This is a genomic window from Pseudomonas sp. MWU12-2319 (assembly GCF_023242525.1).
Taxonomy (GTDB): domain Bacteria; phylum Pseudomonadota; class Gammaproteobacteria; order Pseudomonadales; family Pseudomonadaceae; genus Aquipseudomonas; species Aquipseudomonas gingeri_D.
In genome coordinates this window covers 1-15,641 of record NZ_JALJES010000036.1, presented here as the reverse complement: position 1 = coordinate 15,641, position 15,641 = coordinate 1, and the positions used below count along the sequence as shown (strand labels likewise).

Here is a 15,641-nt window from a genome sequence, read left to right as displayed (position 1 = left end):
CACCTATTTTGTGTTCGACGCAAAGCTGTAGGAGCAGGGCTTGCCCGCGAAGCTTTTAGCGGCCTCGCGGGCCTCATCGCCGGCAAGCCAGGCTCCCATAGTCTTCTGTCGTTCACCTATTTTGTGTTCGACGCAAAGCTGTAGGAGCAGGGCTTGCCCGCGAAGCTTTTAGCGGTCTCGCGGACCTCATCGCCGGCAAGCCGGACTCCTACAGGGGCCGTACTCGCCTCACGCTCAGGATCGGGTTACAGCATAGCGTTGTAGGCGAACAATGCCGGCGCCCCGCCGGTGTGCAGGAAGATGATCGGACCGTCCTCGAAACGCTGGCGGCCGATGCCGTCGAGCAGCCCGGCCATGGCCTTGCCGGTGTAGACCGGGTCAAGCAGGATGCCTTCCTGGCTGGCCAGCAGCTTGACCGCCGCCAGCGTCCCGGCGTTCGGCTCGCCATAACGGGGAGCGAAATACTCGTCCCACAACTCGACCTTGAAACTGGCCGGCAGCGGTACACCGAGCAACTCGGCCGTACGTTCAGCCAAACCCTGCACCTTCGGCCGCTGCGCCTCGTCGCTACGGGACACCGTCACACCGACCACCGGCAACCCCGGCAGCGCTTCGCTCAAGGCCAGGCCCAGGCCGCTGTGGGTCCCGGCACTGCCGGAGGCCAGCACCACCGCGGCAAATTCCAGCCCGCTGTCTTCGATCTGCGCCGCCAGCTCGAAGCCGGCCCGCACATAACCCAGCGCGCCCAGGGCATTGGAGCCGCCGATCGGCACCAGATACGGCTTCTTGCCGTTGCTGCGCAGGCGCTCGGCCAGGGCCTGCAACTGCTCGTCGGCATTGTCCAGGTTGTCCACCAACTCGACCCGGGCGTCGAACAGGTCGAGCAACAGGCGATTGCCATTGCCCAGGTAGTTGGCGTCCTCGGTACCGATGGGGTTTTCCAGCAAGGCCACGCAGCCCAACCCGAGACGGGCCGCCAGGGCCGCGGTCTGGCGCACATGGTTGGATTGGATGGCGCCGGCGGTGATCAGCGTGTCAGCGCCGACCGCGAGGGCATCGGCACCCAGGTATTCCAGCTTGCGCAGCTTGTTGCCGCCCAGGGCCAGGGGCGTCAGGTCATCGCGCTTGATGTAGATATCGCGGCCCACCCACGCCGACAGGCGTTCGAGCTTTTCCAGGGGAGTGGCCTGGGCCAGGAGTTCCAGGCGGTTAAAACGGGCAAGCTGTTGTTTGATCATGGGTCCGAGCTGGCTGTAGGAGATGCCTGGACTATAGGCAGCGGCTTTTCCCCAGGCAACTGTCATTCGCTTATGTCGGAAAGTTCTGAGGAAAGCACCATTCGTTCTTAATTACCGTTTGTGTCGGTGCCGTAAAGTGGAAGTCATTAAGGCGACCCGATGGGCCGGTCGTCCTGTCGGAGATTTGATCGTGAGCGAGCGTTCCAGCCATTGGCAACTACAGACCATCGTCGGCCAGTTGCGTAGCGCCCGGGATGAGTGGCGCAGCCGTAATGGCCGGGTCAGCGATGAACAGGGCGGTCGCGAGCTGCCGTCGCGCCAGGCCATGGCCGAGATTCTCGAATCGCTCTGCGGCGCGCTGTTTCCCATGCGCCTGGGGCCGGTGGACCTGCGTGAGGAAAGCGAGGACTTCTACGTCGGCCATACCCTCGATGCCGCCCTCAATGCCTTGCTGGCCCAGGCCCGCCTGGAGTTGCGCTACGTGGCGCGACATGGCGGCGAGTCGGACGCCGAGGTCCAGAGCAAAGCCGTGCAACTGATCCAGGACTTCGCCATGGCCCTGCCGGAGCTGCGCCGGTTGCTCGACACCGATGTCCTCGCGGCCTACCACGGCGACCCGGCGGCGCGCAGCGTCGACGAAGTGTTGCTGTGCTACCCGGGGATTCTTGCGGTAATCCACCATCGCCTGGCCCATCACCTGTACCGCGCCGGGTTGCCGTTGCTGGCGCGGATCAGCTCGGAGATTGCCCACTCGGCCACCGGCATCGACATTCATCCCGGGGCGCAGATCGGCGGCAGTTTCTTTATCGACCATGGGACGGGCGTGGTGATCGGCGAAACCGCGATCATCGGCGAACGGGTGCGCATCTACCAGGCGGTGACCCTGGGCGCCAAGCGCTTCCCGGCGGACGAGGACGGGCAGTTGCAGAAGGGTCATCCGCGTCATCCGATTGTCGAGGACGATGTGGTGATCTATGCCGGGGCGACCATCCTCGGACGGATCACCATCGGCCGCGGCGCCACCATCGGCGGCAATGTCTGGCTGACCCGCAGCGTACCGGCGGGCTGCAACCTGACCCAGGCGAATCTGCAGCAGCATGAGGAAGGGACGCAGCGCTGAGTCCAGGCACAACTTTATCGCCTGTCAGGCCGCCTTCGCTGGCAAGCCAAGCTCCTACAGGTTTTGCGTCGTACCTAGATTTCGCGTACGACAACAAACCTGTAGGAGCTTGGCTTGCCCGCGAAGAGGCCCGAACGATTTCCTCATAACTAGCGTCATACATCCCGCCTAAAGCCCACGTAAGAAAAGCACCACCGAGCCCTGCGATTAGTCCTGAACGCCCTATCCGTGTTTAACTTGACCGTTCGTTCAAGTTAAACCGGCGGTTCGCTGCCCGCTCACAACAGGAGGCTTGCCTTTGCTGAGTCCGAGATGTCCAGCCACGTTTCATATCATTGAGGTGCCCGTTTCATGAGCACTTCCCCACTCCCCACCAGCGGCCTGATCCGCATGAACCCGCCGGTGTTCTACTTCGCCGCGAGCTTCATCCTGCTGTTCGGCCTGGTGGTCATGGCCCTGCCCGAAGCCGCCGGCCAATGGCTGCTGGCGGCGCAGAACTGGGCGGCCAATACGGTCGGCTGGTACTACATGCTGGCGATGACCCTATACCTGGTCTTCGTGGTGGTCACCGCCTTGTCCGGCTACGGCAAGATCAAGCTCGGTGCCGACCACGACGAACCCGAGTTCAGTTACCTGTCCTGGGCCGGCATGCTGTTCGCCGCCGGGATCAGCATCACGCTGTTCTTCTTCTGCGTCTCCGAACCCCTGACCCACCTGCTGCAACCGCCCCAGGGCGAAGCCGGGACCCAGGCCGCCGCGCGCCAGGCCATGCAGATCCTGTTTCTGCACTGGGGCCTGCACGGCTGGGGCGTGTTCGCCTTCGTCGGCATGGCCCTGGCCTATTTCGCCTACCGGCATAACCTGCCGCTGGCCCTGCGCTCGGCGCTCTACCCGCTGATCGGCAAACGCATCAACGGGCCCATCGGTTATGCCGTGGATGGCTTCGGCATTATCGCCACGGTGTTCGGCCTCGGCGCCGACATGGGCTTTGGCGTGTTGCACCTGAACTCGGGCCTGGACTACCTGTTCCACGTGCCCCATACCCAGTGGATCCAGGTCGGGCTGATCACCCTGATGATGGGCGCGGCCATCGCCGTCGCGGTCGCCGGTGTCGACAAGGGCGTGCGGGTGATGTCCGACATCAACATGCTGCTGGCCTGCGCGCTGTTGCTGTTCGTGCTGTTCGCCGGGCCCACCCAGCACCTGCTCAATACCCTGATCCAGAACGTCGGCGACTACCTCGGGGCGCTGCCGACCAAGAGTTTCGATCTCTACGCCTATGACAAACCGAGTGACTGGCTGGGTGGCTGGACGGTGTTCTACTGGGCCTGGTGGATTGCCTGGTCGCCGTTCGTGGGCCTGTTTATCGCGCGGATTTCCCGCGGCCGGACCATTCGCGAATTCGTCTTCGGCGTGCTGCTGATTCCGCTGGGTTTCACCCTGGCGTGGATGTCGATCTTCGGCAACAGCGCCATCGACCAGGTGCTCAACCACGGCATGAGCGCCCTCGGCCAGTCGGCCATCGACGACCCGTCACGGACCCTGTACCTGCTGCTGGAAACCTATCCCTGGAGCAGGACCGTGATTGCGATCACGGTGTTTATCAGTTTCGTGTTCTTCGTCACCTCGGCCGACTCCGGCACCGTAGTGCTCTCGACCTTGTCCGCCCGTGGCGGCAGCGCCGACGAAGACGGGCCGAAATGGCTGCGGGTGTTCTGGGGCGCGATGACCGCGCTGATCACCAGTGCGCTGCTGTTCTCCGGCAGCATCGATGCACTGAAGTCGGCGGTGGTGCTGACCTCGCTGCCGTTCTCGTTGATCCTGCTGTTGATGATGTGGGGATTGCACAAGGCGTTCTACCTGGAGTCGCAGAAGCAGATCGCCCAATTGCACTCCCTCGCGCCGCTGTCCAGCTCACGACGCAGCGGCTGGCGCCAGCGCCTGAGCCAGGCGGTGCACTTTCCGTCGCGGGACGAGGTGTATCGCTTCCTCGACCAGACGGTGCGTCCGGCCATCGAGGAAGTCAGTGCGGTTTTTGTCGAGAAGGGCCTGAACGTGGTCACGCAGCCGGACCCGGCGAATGACAGCGTCAGCCTGGAAATCGGCCATGACGACCAGCATCCGTTCATCTACCAGGTGCAAATGCGCGGCTACTTCACGCCGTCCTTCGCCCGTGGCGGCATGGGCCCCAAGGAACTGCGCAACCGCCGCTACTACCGCGCCGAAGTGCACCTGCGCGAAGGCAGCCAGGACTATGACCTGATGGGCTACAGCAAGGAGCAGATCATCAACGACATCCTCGACCAGTACGAACGGCATATGCAGTTCCTGCATCTGGTCCGTTGAAGCCTGGGATCAGGTCTGGTCCAGCACCATGAACAAGGCCATGGCGATGGCCGGCAGGCCGAACACCGCCAGCCCGATCATCAACTCCGAAAGGAGGCTCTGGTGGGCGGTGATCACGCCGATGGCGCCGTTGACGATGGTCGCCAGCAGCCACATACCGAGAAAGCCGGCGCCGAGGATCTGCCGGCTGATGCCCAGGCGCTGACCGAAGAACAGTGTGCAGCCGAGCAGGATCAGGCCGATGGCGAGGATGATGGCGGTGTGCATGGGGGGATCCTCCGAGGTGCTGTGTTGTCAGTTATGCCGTCTTCGCGGGCAAACCCCAGTGCAGGGTGAATACAAACCTGTAGGAGCCGGCTTGCTGGCGATGAGGCCAGTGAGCCTTGCATCGCCCAATCGACCGCTATCGCCAGCAAGCCGGCTCCTACAGGTGGGAATTCCAGGCTTGCATGGCCAGTACTGGCGCTTACGCTCATCCCTTATTAACACTGTAGATCGAAACCTACACCCTCACTGGCCACTGACCCGCAACAGATCCTCCAACCCGATCCGCCGAAACATCTCCGCGCGCACCCGATCGGCCATGGCATTGACCACTTCGGCGCCATCCTGGGACGGATCGATATGGCAGCGGAACGGACGACTGCCGTGGGGCATATCGACGATCTCGACAATCGCCCGGGCCACCTCACCCACATCCGCATCCACCGGCTCCAGTGCCGCCAGACCTTGTAGCGCCTGCTCCGCCACTCCGGCGTAAGGCCCTTCGGTGTACTCAAGCGCACACGCCTGATCGGCGGGCGAACCGGAATGTACGAAGTGGTTGGTGCCCTTGGTAAACGCCCCCGGCACCACGATCGAGGTTTCCACGCCCCAGCGCACCAGCTCGCTGGCATAGGACACCGCCAGGGAGTCCATGGCCGCCTTGGCCGCGAAATACGGCGCCAGGAACGGCGGGGTACCACCGCGAGCACTGCTGGAGGACACCCACACCACCAGACCTTTACCCTGCTTGCGCAGTTGCGGCAAGGCTGCGCGGTTGACCCGCTGGGTGCTCAGTACATTGATGTCGTAGAGCTGGGCGAATTGTTCCGGGGTAAAGGCTTCGGTAGGCCCAAAGGACATATGCCCGGCGTTGTGGATAACCACATCCAACCGCCCACAGTCGGCGACGATCCGGGCCACGCCGGCCTCGACCGACTCGCTGGACGCCACGTCCAGCTCGACACTGCGCAAGTCCACGGCGTGCTCAGTGGCATAACGTTGCACCTCAGCCACCTGCGGCGCGTTACGACCGAGGGTTTCGCGCATGCTGGCGTAGACAGTGTGGCCGGCATCGGCCAGGGCGCGGGCGGTCAGGGCACCGAAGCCGCTGGAGGCGCCGGTAATCAGGATCACGGATTTCATGGGGGTTCACCTTGGATTCGCAGGGGAGCAAGACCGCCCGCGAACCGGGCGATCATTCAAAGGGTGATGCGCTGATCAGACCAGGCCACCGTTGGCCCGCAGAATCTGGCCGTTGACCCAGCCAGCAGCCGGGCTGACCAGGAAAGACACCACGTTGGCGATATCTTCCGGCTGACCGAGACGCTCCAGCGGTGGCATCTTGGCGAAGGTCTGGATCTGCTCTTCGCTCTTGCCGTGGAGGAACAACTCAGTCGCCACCGGGCCGGGGGCCACCGCGTTGACGGTGATCTGGCGACCGCGCAGTTCCTTGGAGAACACGTGGGTGAAGGACTCCACCGCCGCCTTGCTGGCGATATACACCGCATAACCTGGCATGTTCAGGGCCACGGTGCTGCTGGAGAAGTTGACGATACGGCCACCGTCATTCATCCGCGTCGCGGCTTCGCGCAGGGTGTTGAAGGTGCCACGGGTGTTGATGGCGAAAGTCTGTTCGAACAGATCATCGCTGTGCTGGGCCAGGGGCATGACCTTGAGGATGCCGGCGTTGTTGATCAGCACATCGACCTTGCCCAGTTGCTGCTCGGTCTCATCGAACATCCGGGCGACATCGGCGGAACTGGCGACATCGGCACGGATCGCTATGGCCTGGTGACCGGCCTGACGCAGTTCCACCGCCAGCGCCGAGGCTTCGGTGGCGCTGCTGGCGTAGTTGATGGCAACGGCAAAACCTTCCGAAGCCAGCTTGCGGGCGATGACGGCACCGATGCCGCGTGAGGCGCCGGTGACGATGGCAACTTTCTGAGTCTGGGTAGTCATGTCGAATCTCCTGGGGGACTGATTGGGTGTGGAGCCAATTTCACATGTTTACCCAGGGTGATAAATGCTCGATAGTTGGCTTGACTGTTCAATAATCACCAACAATCAACTGCAACGGAGCGCCCATGGACCAGGTCAAGGCCATGAAGGTTTTTGTACGGATCTACGAGCGCAGCAGCTTCACCCTGGCCGCCGAAGACCTGAACCTGCCCCGCGCGACCCTGACCCACACCCTGAATCAGTTCGAGGCCTGGCTCGGTACCCGACTGCTGGAACGTAGTACCCGCCGGGTCCGCCCGACCCTGGATGGCGAGGCTTATTACCGACGCTGCGTGCAGTTGCTGGCGGAGCTGGAAGAAGCCGAACTGGCCTTCCGTTCGGTGGCGCCCAAGGGGCGTTTGCGGGTGGACTTGCAGGGAACGCTGGCCAGGTACTTCGTGGTGCCGGCGCTGCCAGCGTTTCTCGAGCGCTACCCGGATATCGAGATCTCGATGAGCGAGGCCAGCCACTTTATCGACCTGATCAGCGAGGGCGTGGACTGCGTGCTGCGTTCGGGCAATCTCGGCGACTCCTCGCTGGTCGGCCGGCGCGTTGCCAACCTGCGCCAGGTGACCTGCGCCAGCCCGGCCTACCTGCGCAAATACGGTGAACCGCAAAACCTCGCGGACCTGAGCCGGCACCAGGGCGTGAACTACGTTTCCAGGACCACCGGCAAACTGTTCCCGTTCGAGTTCACCGAAGCGGGCGAGCTACGGGAAGTCCCCCTGGCGGGCCGGGTATCGGTGTTCGGCGCCGAGATCTATGCCGCTTCGGCGGTTTCCGGGCTGGGGCTGATCCAGGTGCCGCATTACCGGGTGGCGGAGCAGATCGGCCAGGGCTTGCTCAAGGAAATCCTGCCGAACCATCCGCCGCCGCCCATGCCGGTGTCGGTGCTCTACCCGCAGAACCGGCATATGTCGCCACGGGTGCGGGTATTCGTGGACTGGATCAGTGAGATCTTTGCCAACGCGCAGTAAAAGATGAAAGGTTTCAGCCGCGGATAGAACCGCTGTCGGCTGCGGTCAGAGTTCGGCGTATGCTGGACCACTTTGCTGAAACTGCCCGATGAGAGAGGATTCGATGACTTACCAAGCTGCCGAAAACCGCTACGACTCCATTCCCTACCGCCGCGTCGGACGCAGCGGGCTGGTGCTGCCGGCGCTGTCCCTGGGCCTGTGGCACAACTTCGGCGACAGCACGCCGATCGACACCCAGCGCGCCCTGTTGCGCACCGCCTTCGACCTGGGCATCAACCACTTCGACCTGGCGAACAACTACGGCCCGCCCTACGGCAGCGCCGAGATCAACTTCGGGCGCCTGCTGCGCGAAGACTTCAAGCAGTACCGCGATGAACTGATCATCTCCAGCAAAGCCGGCTGGGACATGTGGCCCGGCCCTTACGGCCAGGGTGGCGGATCGCGCAAATACGTACTCGCCAGCCTCGACCAGAGCCTGCAACGCCTGGGCCTGGACTATGTGGATATCTTCTATTCGCACCGCTTCGACCCGGACACCCCGCTGGAAGAAACCGCCAGCGCCCTGGCCACCGCCGTGCAGCAAGGCAAGGCGCTGTATATCGGCATCTCGTCGTATTCCGGGGTGAAAACCCGCGAGATCGCCGCGCTGCTGAAAGAATGGAAAGTCCCGCTGCTGATTCACCAACCGGCCTATAACCTGCTCAATCGCTGGGTGGAAAAGGACCTGCTGGACACCGTCGACGAGCTGGGTACCGGGGTGATTGCCTTTACCCCGCTGGCGCAAGGTCTGCTGACCGACAAATACCTCAATGGCGTGCCGAAGGATGCGCGGGTCAATCGTCCGGGTGGAGGTTCGTTGCAGGCGTCGCACTTGTCCGAGGCGAATATCGCCCACGTGCGGGCGTTGAACGAGATCGCCCAGCGTCGTGGCCAGAGCCTGGCGCAATTGGCCTTGGCCTGGACCTTGCGCGACCCACGGGTGACCTCGGCCCTGATCGGCGCCAGCCGGCCGGAGCAGATCATCGAGAACGTCGGTGCGCTGAAGAACCTGAGTTTCACCCAGGAAGAACTGGCGGAGATCGATCGCTTTGCCCAGGAAGGCGGGATCAATTTGTGGGAGAAGCCGTCGACGGCGGAGTAATTCCTGCGTTTGTCGGCGATGGTTACCTCAAGTACACCATCGCCGGCTTCTGGGTCCCGATCAGAAGTGGGGCCCAACGATAAATGCCGGGAGCGTTCTATTTTCTGGCAGGGAACCCGATAATTTTGGCTGCATCACTTACTCTCTTCCCAACTGAAACCTTGTGCCTGAGTCGTATATCAGCCACTTGGGGTTTATCAGTACGATCAAAATATCCATCGTCCAGGCTACAGAGCCCTTCCAGTATGTGTAACGGAAGCCCTAGCAACCGTCGTACCTGCTGGCGGGAAAGCACTTTGTTCTCAACCAGCATTTGCACTCCTCGCCCCAGGAGTTTTGGTCTCTCAAACTCGTAATCGGCGTCCAGTGGTTCACCTTTTATCCATCCCCGTGCCGCACGAGCCTTCCACAAGCGGGCAGCTGTGGTGTCGTTGATGATTTCCAGGTCCTCGCAACGCTTGATCATGGCGGCAACGGAAGTCTTCCAACGGGGTTTCAAGTCCAGAAAGGTCTCCAAGGTTGCCCAATTGAACTCCCTGGCAAACCTTTCCGCGGGCAGCAAGAAGGCGCGAGCAAAACGATCGGCCTGGGACTCCAGCAGGGCATGTCGGGATGTGTATTGCTCTTTCGAAATGGAGCGGTGCAATACGATATGACCCAATTCGTGGGCAGCATCGAAGCGATTGCGAATACCACTGGCCTTATCCGCGACCTGCAATACGTAGGGGCGCTGATCCAGCCCATACCAATTGGAAACACCGTCCATCTTCAGATAACCCAGAGACGTTCTGGCACAGACGATGCCCGCATTCTCCAGGACCTGGACAACATCCGGGATAGGGGAATTGCCTAAGCCCCATGCTTGACGGCAGTCGCTGGCCGCCAGTTCAATCTCTTGATCGGAAATGAGATCGCAATTGTTTTCTGTTATATGCGGAACATTGACAGCGGTGAACTCAAGACTCACCTGAAGCTTGTAGGAGATCTCTTGCAACCACCTGAGCCGCACCTCGGCAATGTCTCTTACCATCTGGCCAGCGCTGACTTGAGAGCGAAAGAAAAACGGCGTGTTTTCCTGCGATTCGACCTGCGGCTCCCGCAGCCAGTTATCACTGACGCTGAACACATCACAGAGCCGCTGAAAGGCTGTGGCTTCGGGGACTTGCTGACCATTTTCCCATTTTGAGACGCTAATCGATGCACCGCCGACCATATCCGCCAACGCCGCTTGGGTCATTCCGAGCGCAAGACGCAGTTGTTTGAGGCGCTCAGAGCGAAAGCCTGCAACTCCAGTTCTCATGGTTTTTTATCATTCAATAGTTTGACGATTTTTGCAGTTTTTTTATCTGTTTTTGAACAAAAATAATATTTCTTCATATAGCAAGAACCGAAACCTTACGAACAGCCTGAAGGCTGGATGGAGGACGAAAACACTTACACATATCGGCTTGCGAAGCACCAGCCCTCCCGCCTATAGTTCGCTCCGTCGCTGTCAATTCAGCGACCGGGTGTGCAAGCCCGAAGCTACCAGGGTGTACAGATGCTCATGACCACTCACGTCTGCATTTTGTGAAACAAGTTATGGCGGCTGTGCGCGGGAGACCTTCTGGTCTGCCGGTTTCCTGGAGCCCGGTCTTGCACACCCGCGTACAGCTGCCACCCAATCTGTGTGCAAGCGGACGGTGCCAGCTCCAATTTCTCCAGGAGTTGAAATCAATGATTCGCTATCTACCGCAAACCGATAATCCCCACAGTTTTTCTGTTCTTCTGATCGACACCGAAGCCCCTTACTCGGCGCTCCTTGCCTGTGCCGAGCAACGCTTTCGAGCTACAAAATGCCTGCTGAAAAGCCTATCGCTGATGAGCGTGCAAACGCTCGAAAATGATGATCTGAGTGCAGTCAGCGAGGCAGCAGCGTTGTTGCTGCAGGAAGGCTGTGACGTGTTGAGCGTGCTGATACAACAACAGCGCTGAAGGCGGGCGCATTCCTGCAGGAGCAGGCTTGCCCGCGAAGAAGAGGCTTTCAAGACTACCAAGGGCCTCACTGGCAAGCCCAAGCTCCTGCATATTTGGTGTATATACCGCTAAATCGGTTACATCCAACAAAAAGCTTCTAGCTTTCCAAGATTACTGTTGCCCAAAGAAATGACTCATTGATCAGGAAGAGCAGGAAGAGCATTGGTTACGAGGAGCAGCGCCTGATGAATTTCCGGAGTAAGCCAATTATCACTACGTTTAGGCTGGGCCTTTACCAGAGCGAAACCTTCGCCCGCTAACAACCAATGCAAATTTACAGGGGTGCCCCGTGCCTTTGACCATGACGCCAGTAAAGCCAGCCTATCCAAGTCCAACCCACAGCGCCCCGTCATCGCCGATCTCAAGGTCGAGGGGTCTCGATACCCCAACGCCACAGCCACCTCGGCGACAGGTACCTGCAACTCGGTATCAATCAGCCTTTTCAACCGATGGCCAAATGCCCGTCTAAAGACGCTATCGCGCTGACTTCTGCTCACGTTTTTGCTCTTCCTGGAGGCTCTTTTACGAGCGATAATCTTTGTATTTTATCCCTTCATGAGCTATATTATAACTCTCACTTTTACCTGTTGCATCCACATTCAATGGGTTAGGATCAACATTAAAACTGGAGCCGAGTTTCATGGAAGCATCTCTCACTGCCACAGGCGTCGCCAATGCGCTGAGCTTGTCGGCCGAGAATGTGATCGGCCTCCGATCTCCATCCTTGTCTCCCGAGCATCTGGACTTCGTCGGTCTTGTGCGCGCCGGGGAATTGCATCAATTAGTTCCTGAAGCGGTCGTCCTTCATGAAGGGCAGCCCTTCATTTACATTATCGATTTTCAAGAAACTCGTGGGATTTCCGAGCAAGAACTTCAGAGCGGGATGAGATTTCTTGGCTTGAGAGCGGATGCGCCTTATGTGGCGGTGGTAAGGCCTGGGACAGTACAGGTTTATGCTCTAGCTAACATCCGCGAAGGCCGTCCACCAGTACTTGAAGCAGACGAGCTGGAGCCGGGGGTGCTCGCCCGTTTGATCGTAGGCTCTATACCCGCCAGGAACAATCGGGAAATTGATTGCGGCGCGCATGAGCTAATGCTCTCACTGCTAAACTCCGTAACGGACCATCTTATTAAAGTCCGAAAAATAGCTCCAGAAGAGGCACTTGCCTTGGTAGGCCGTGCACTTTTTATGCGTTTTCTGGGGGATCGAAATATTGTACAAGCTGAAAATCCTATTCCCGGCGTAAGGGAAGTCACCGAGTGTTTCACCACCCCAGAAGCTTCTGCCGTAACTTGCGCTTGGTTAGACGCAACGTTCAATGGTGACTTACTTGAGTTACCTGACAACGGCTCACGCGCCTACTTCGAAGCAATTAATAGCAGTGAAAACGGATCGGCTCTTCACGACTTAACAGCAATCATGCGACAGGATAAACCCTTGGGAGACGGTGTCTATCAGACGCAGTTTTCGTGGGGAGACTTGCACTTTTCTTACCTCCCAGTAGGACTACTCAGTCAGGTATATGAAGAGTATGCCCATCGGTTTGATCCAGACTCAGCAAAAGTACAAAGCGTTTACTACACCCCCAGGCATCTTTCCGAGTACATGGTTGACCACGCATTCAAGATGCTTGGTAAGCAAGCGCACAAAGCACGAATTCTAGACCCCGCGTCTGGAGGCGGGGTATTTCTGCTATCAGCTTTCCGAAAACTAGTGAAGGCTCGCTGGCAAGCAACAGGTATCAAGCCTAATACTCAGGTGATTCGCAGTATTCTGAATAATCAGCTCGTTGGGATGGATATCAACCCTGCTGCGAGACAGCTTTCTGCACTGGCGCTCTATCTCACGGCACTAGAGCTAGACTCTGATGCCAGCACTCTAAAAAACCTGTTGTTTACCCCCCTCCAAGGCAAAGTACTGATCCCCGCTGAAAATTGGCGAGACGGAGACAAACAGATAAAGCTCGGAAGCCTTTCTTCCCAAGCGATTGAAGCCTACGAAGGCCAGTTCGATCTGGTGATCGGCAACCCACCGTGGACATCCGTTCAAAACACTGAACGCTTGAAGGCAATGAATCTACTAGTGGCTGAACACATGGCTAAACGGCAACTGCCGCCGAGCCCAAATCCTGATGGTGTCCCTGATCTCCCGTTTCTTTGGGCGTCAACACGACTAGCCAAGCCCGGAGCAGTCTTAGCATTCGCGTTACACGGCCGCTTGCTGACTAAGATGTCTCCAAGTGGACATGCCGCTCGCGCTCAGATCTTCCGAGGAGTGGAAGTGAAATACGTACTCAACGGAATGGAACTGCGTAACACACCAGTGTGGCCAAATATGAGCGCCCACTTCTGCTTGTTGCTAGCTCACAACAAGCGCTCCGACGATACAAGCGAGTTTTTCGCAGTGACGCCCGTGCGGGACCTAAGTCTCAATCGCGAAGGCCGTGTCCGCATTGATAGTAAAGATGCATGGACATCCGATGTTGCTATGGTCGAGCGGAAACCCCATCTATTCAAAACGCTCGCAAAGGGAAATGCTCTCGACGTTGAGTTGCTTGAGCGGATTGAAGATCTTTCCTATCCGAGCCTTGGGAACTACATAGCAGAGCTGAAACTACCAGCGACTCACGGCTACCAGACTCTTCAAAAAAACACTCTAGGTGTTGATTCTGGTTTTCTACGAGGGATGAAGGTCATGCCGGTTGCACAAGAAGCAACCTGGAATGTTGTTCCAGTCAATGATCTGGAGTATTTCACGCAGGAACGAGTACATCGCCTGCGAAGCAAAGAGAACTATGAGGCACCACTAGTTTTACTAAGGCAATCCCCAAGCTCGAAAGCGAACTGTCCGATGGCAATGCTTGCGCTTAGCGATGTAGCATACAGCCGCTCTTATATCGGATATAGTTGCAAAGGAGCGTTAGAACCTGAACTGCTCGCCACCTACATAGCCGTCATATTCAATAGCTCGCTTTACCTCTACTTCGTATTGATGACCAGTAGTTTTTTCGGATGCGAAAGAGAAACGCAACAAAAAGCTGAGGCAGAACTTTTCCCCGTCCGCCCACTTGAAAAACTTACGGTTGACCAACGAGCCGACCTTTGCGAAATCCAGCAAAATTTGACCAGTGGAAATAGTCCGTCCACGGAACAAGTTGAAGCCTTCATTCGCAAGCTCTACCGCCTGCGCATCGCGGATATGAATTTGATTAGGGACCGCCTAGCACTGAGCCTGCCATTCTCTCCGATAAAAACTAATGCAACAAAACCGGCTGAAAGCAAAGTCGTAGACGGATATCGCGATGCCCTTGCATCCGCTCTATTGCCATTTGATATGAGCCCGACGCCAACGATCGTCGAAGTATATGCACAAAGTGAGCTCTCCCCATGGCGCTTTCTTCGTGTCGGCCCTGAACACAACGTCCACCCGCTGAGAGCCGCCGACATGATGGCGATGATCGCTAGCGCTGACCTTCTGGACGCATCACTTGCTCAACTTCCGCAAGGTGACTCTCTGTACGTAGGCATACTCAATCAACGTAGATATTGGTCTCGCACCTCCGCTAGGACCCTTGCCATAGACCTCATAAAGAGGGGGCACCCCGTCCTAAGTCGAGGTACCACCATATGAGCTCACTTGTAGGAAACCCAATTCCGCTGGTGACCACTAAAGCTGGATTTCCTGTTCCCCTCCCGATAAATATCGTCCGGGTCGTCGCAAAGGCTATCAAGTATGCCTGGAAAGAAATCGAGGCAGATCCATCCGCACATCTTGTGCAAAAGGGTCCAGCGGCACCAGAAGAGGACGTTTATACCGACGCAATCTGTAATATGCTTGACCAGATGTTAGCTTCGGACGAACCTATTATCGACGGGTTTACTAGTGACTACTTTCATACCGTCTGTCGAGGGGAGGGACTTCCCAATTTCAGTGGTATCGCGCTAAACAAGCAACCCGATCTGATAATAAGACTTGCCAACAGTCCACTACTCGATGCTCGGAGGCTGGTTGGCGTCTTTATCGAAAGCAAGATTGTAACCATGTCCAAACCAATCACTAAGTACACAACTGAGGGTTTATCCCGCTTTGTAGTAGGTGATTATGGATGGGCTATGCAGGCTGGAATTATGTTGGCATACCAAAAAAACAAGCATCGGGCCATCAGTTGCCTAGAAACCCAGCTAGCCTTAGAAACAGGTCTGTTGAGCCTTCCAGGGAGCGGTGCACATATTGAGCTTCGCCCCGAGTACGCCCCAATCACTGGTGTCAGCTCTCATGACCGGACCTGGCTTTACAAAAATGGCGACAAACCTGGCGCTATCCGCGTATGGCACATCTGGGACCTACACACACCAGAGCTGACCACCCCGTAAATGTCGTATCTCCAACTCACAACTTTACGTTGGATGAAGTAGAAAGATTTACTCAGTAGACACTTACCCTGGGCAGAGTTTACATCTCAACGGCAAACTCTAGCCTAGGGGCATAGGCCTTTATACAGGCCTTTAGTCTCTATCATATTACCCCTAACGACTCCTCC

Annotated in this window: 12 protein-coding genes; 7 read left to right on the top strand and 5 right to left on the bottom strand. The window is 58.1% G+C overall.

The window, feature by feature from the left end:
• Positions 1-245: 245 nt before the first annotated feature.
• The gene (locus M5C01_RS32430; protein WP_152741695.1) at positions 246-1,238 is read right to left on the bottom strand and encodes a D-cysteine desulfhydrase; all 993 of its coding nucleotides are present in this window, start codon (positions 1,236-1,238) and stop codon (positions 246-248) included.
• Positions 1,239-1,428: 190 nt separating this feature from the next.
• On the opposite strand from M5C01_RS32430, the gene epsC reads away from it, so the two are divergent.
• Together epsC and betT are read left to right on the top strand one after the other, a co-directional pair.
• Positions 1,429-2,358, top strand: coding sequence for a serine O-acetyltransferase EpsC (gene epsC, locus M5C01_RS32425; protein WP_178129985.1), 930 nt, complete (start codon positions 1,429-1,431; stop codon positions 2,356-2,358).
• Positions 2,359-2,748: 390 nt separating this feature from the next.
• Complete coding sequence (gene betT / locus M5C01_RS32420) at positions 2,749-4,704, top strand: choline transporter BetT (protein WP_178129987.1); 1,956 nt, start codon at positions 2,749-2,751, stop codon at positions 4,702-4,704.
• A gap of 9 nt (positions 4,705-4,713) precedes the next feature.
• Here betT and M5C01_RS32415 read toward each other — a convergent pair whose 3' ends face one another.
• The 3 genes from M5C01_RS32415 to M5C01_RS32405 form a co-directional block, all read right to left on the bottom strand.
• A complete protein-coding gene (locus M5C01_RS32415; RefSeq protein ID WP_103499052.1) occupies positions 4,714-4,971 on the bottom strand; it encodes a hypothetical protein in 258 nt (85 codons plus the stop codon).
• 243 nt (positions 4,972-5,214) lie between these two features.
• Complete coding sequence (locus tag M5C01_RS32410; RefSeq protein ID WP_152741697.1) at positions 5,215-6,111, bottom strand: SDR family oxidoreductase; 897 nt, start codon at positions 6,109-6,111, stop codon at positions 5,215-5,217.
• A 75-nt stretch (positions 6,112-6,186) separates the two neighbouring features.
• Entirely contained in the window at positions 6,187-6,927 is a 741-nt protein-coding gene (locus tag M5C01_RS32405) for an SDR family oxidoreductase (RefSeq protein WP_152741698.1), read from the bottom strand.
• 125 nt (positions 6,928-7,052) lie between these two features.
• Between M5C01_RS32405 and M5C01_RS32400 the strand changes: the two genes are divergently transcribed.
• Both M5C01_RS32400 and mgrA read left to right on the top strand, forming a co-directional pair.
• The gene (locus M5C01_RS32400) at positions 7,053-7,943 is read left to right on the top strand and encodes a LysR family transcriptional regulator (RefSeq protein WP_152741699.1); all 891 of its coding nucleotides are present in this window, start codon (positions 7,053-7,055) and stop codon (positions 7,941-7,943) included.
• A gap of 103 nt (positions 7,944-8,046) precedes the next feature.
• Positions 8,047-9,084, top strand: coding sequence for an L-glyceraldehyde 3-phosphate reductase (mgrA, locus tag M5C01_RS32395; protein WP_152741700.1), 1,038 nt, complete (start codon positions 8,047-8,049; stop codon positions 9,082-9,084).
• A gap of 97 nt (positions 9,085-9,181) precedes the next feature.
• Here the strand turns inward: mgrA and M5C01_RS32390 are convergent, their stop codons facing one another.
• Positions 9,182-10,384: an XRE family transcriptional regulator gene (locus tag M5C01_RS32390; RefSeq protein WP_152741701.1), complete on the bottom strand. Its 1,203-nt coding sequence runs from the start codon at positions 10,382-10,384 to the stop codon at positions 9,182-9,184.
• 416 nt (positions 10,385-10,800) lie between these two features.
• Here M5C01_RS32390 and M5C01_RS32385 point away from each other — a divergent pair, with 416 nt between their 5' ends.
• The 3 genes from M5C01_RS32385 (at position 10,801) to M5C01_RS32375 (ending at position 15,474) form a co-directional block, all read left to right on the top strand.
• Positions 10,801-11,058, top strand: a complete 258-nt coding sequence (locus M5C01_RS32385) for a hypothetical protein (RefSeq protein WP_152741702.1) — start codon at positions 10,801-10,803, stop codon at positions 11,056-11,058.
• 682 nt (positions 11,059-11,740) lie between these two features.
• Positions 11,741-14,731, top strand: coding sequence for an N-6 DNA methylase (locus M5C01_RS32380; RefSeq protein WP_152741703.1), 2,991 nt, complete (start codon positions 11,741-11,743; stop codon positions 14,729-14,731).
• Positions 14,728-15,474: a hypothetical protein gene (locus tag M5C01_RS32375; protein ID WP_152741704.1), complete on the top strand. Its 747-nt coding sequence runs from the start codon at positions 14,728-14,730 to the stop codon at positions 15,472-15,474. Before M5C01_RS32380 ends, M5C01_RS32375 begins: the two co-directional genes overlap by 4 nt.
• Positions 15,475-15,641 lie beyond the last annotated feature (167 nt).

Excerpts from the sequence above, each read along its gene's own strand:
- M5C01_RS32430 (WP_152741695.1), bottom strand. The coding sequence starts at position 1,238 with ATGATCAAACAACAGCTTGCCCGTTTTAACCGCCTGGAACTCCTGGCC.
- betT (WP_178129987.1), top strand. The coding sequence starts at position 2,749 with ATGAACCCGCCGGTGTTCTACTTCGCCGCGAGCTTCATCCTGCTGTTC.
- M5C01_RS32415 (WP_103499052.1), bottom strand. The coding sequence starts at position 4,971 with ATGCACACCGCCATCATCCTCGCCATCGGCCTGATCCTGCTCGGCTGC.
- M5C01_RS32410 (WP_152741697.1), bottom strand. The coding sequence starts at position 6,111 with ATGAAATCCGTGATCCTGATTACCGGCGCCTCCAGCGGCTTCGGTGCC.
- M5C01_RS32405 (WP_152741698.1), bottom strand. The coding sequence starts at position 6,927 with ATGACTACCCAGACTCAGAAAGTTGCCATCGTCACCGGCGCCTCACGC.
- M5C01_RS32400 (WP_152741699.1), top strand. The coding sequence starts at position 7,053 with ATGGACCAGGTCAAGGCCATGAAGGTTTTTGTACGGATCTACGAGCGC.
- mgrA (WP_152741700.1), top strand. The coding sequence starts at position 8,047 with ATGACTTACCAAGCTGCCGAAAACCGCTACGACTCCATTCCCTACCGC.
- M5C01_RS32390 (WP_152741701.1), bottom strand. The coding sequence starts at position 10,384 with ATGAGAACTGGAGTTGCAGGCTTTCGCTCTGAGCGCCTCAAACAACTG.
- M5C01_RS32385 (WP_152741702.1), top strand. The coding sequence starts at position 10,801 with ATGATTCGCTATCTACCGCAAACCGATAATCCCCACAGTTTTTCTGTT.
- M5C01_RS32380 (WP_152741703.1), top strand. The coding sequence starts at position 11,741 with ATGGAAGCATCTCTCACTGCCACAGGCGTCGCCAATGCGCTGAGCTTG.
- M5C01_RS32375 (WP_152741704.1), top strand. The coding sequence starts at position 14,728 with ATGAGCTCACTTGTAGGAAACCCAATTCCGCTGGTGACCACTAAAGCT.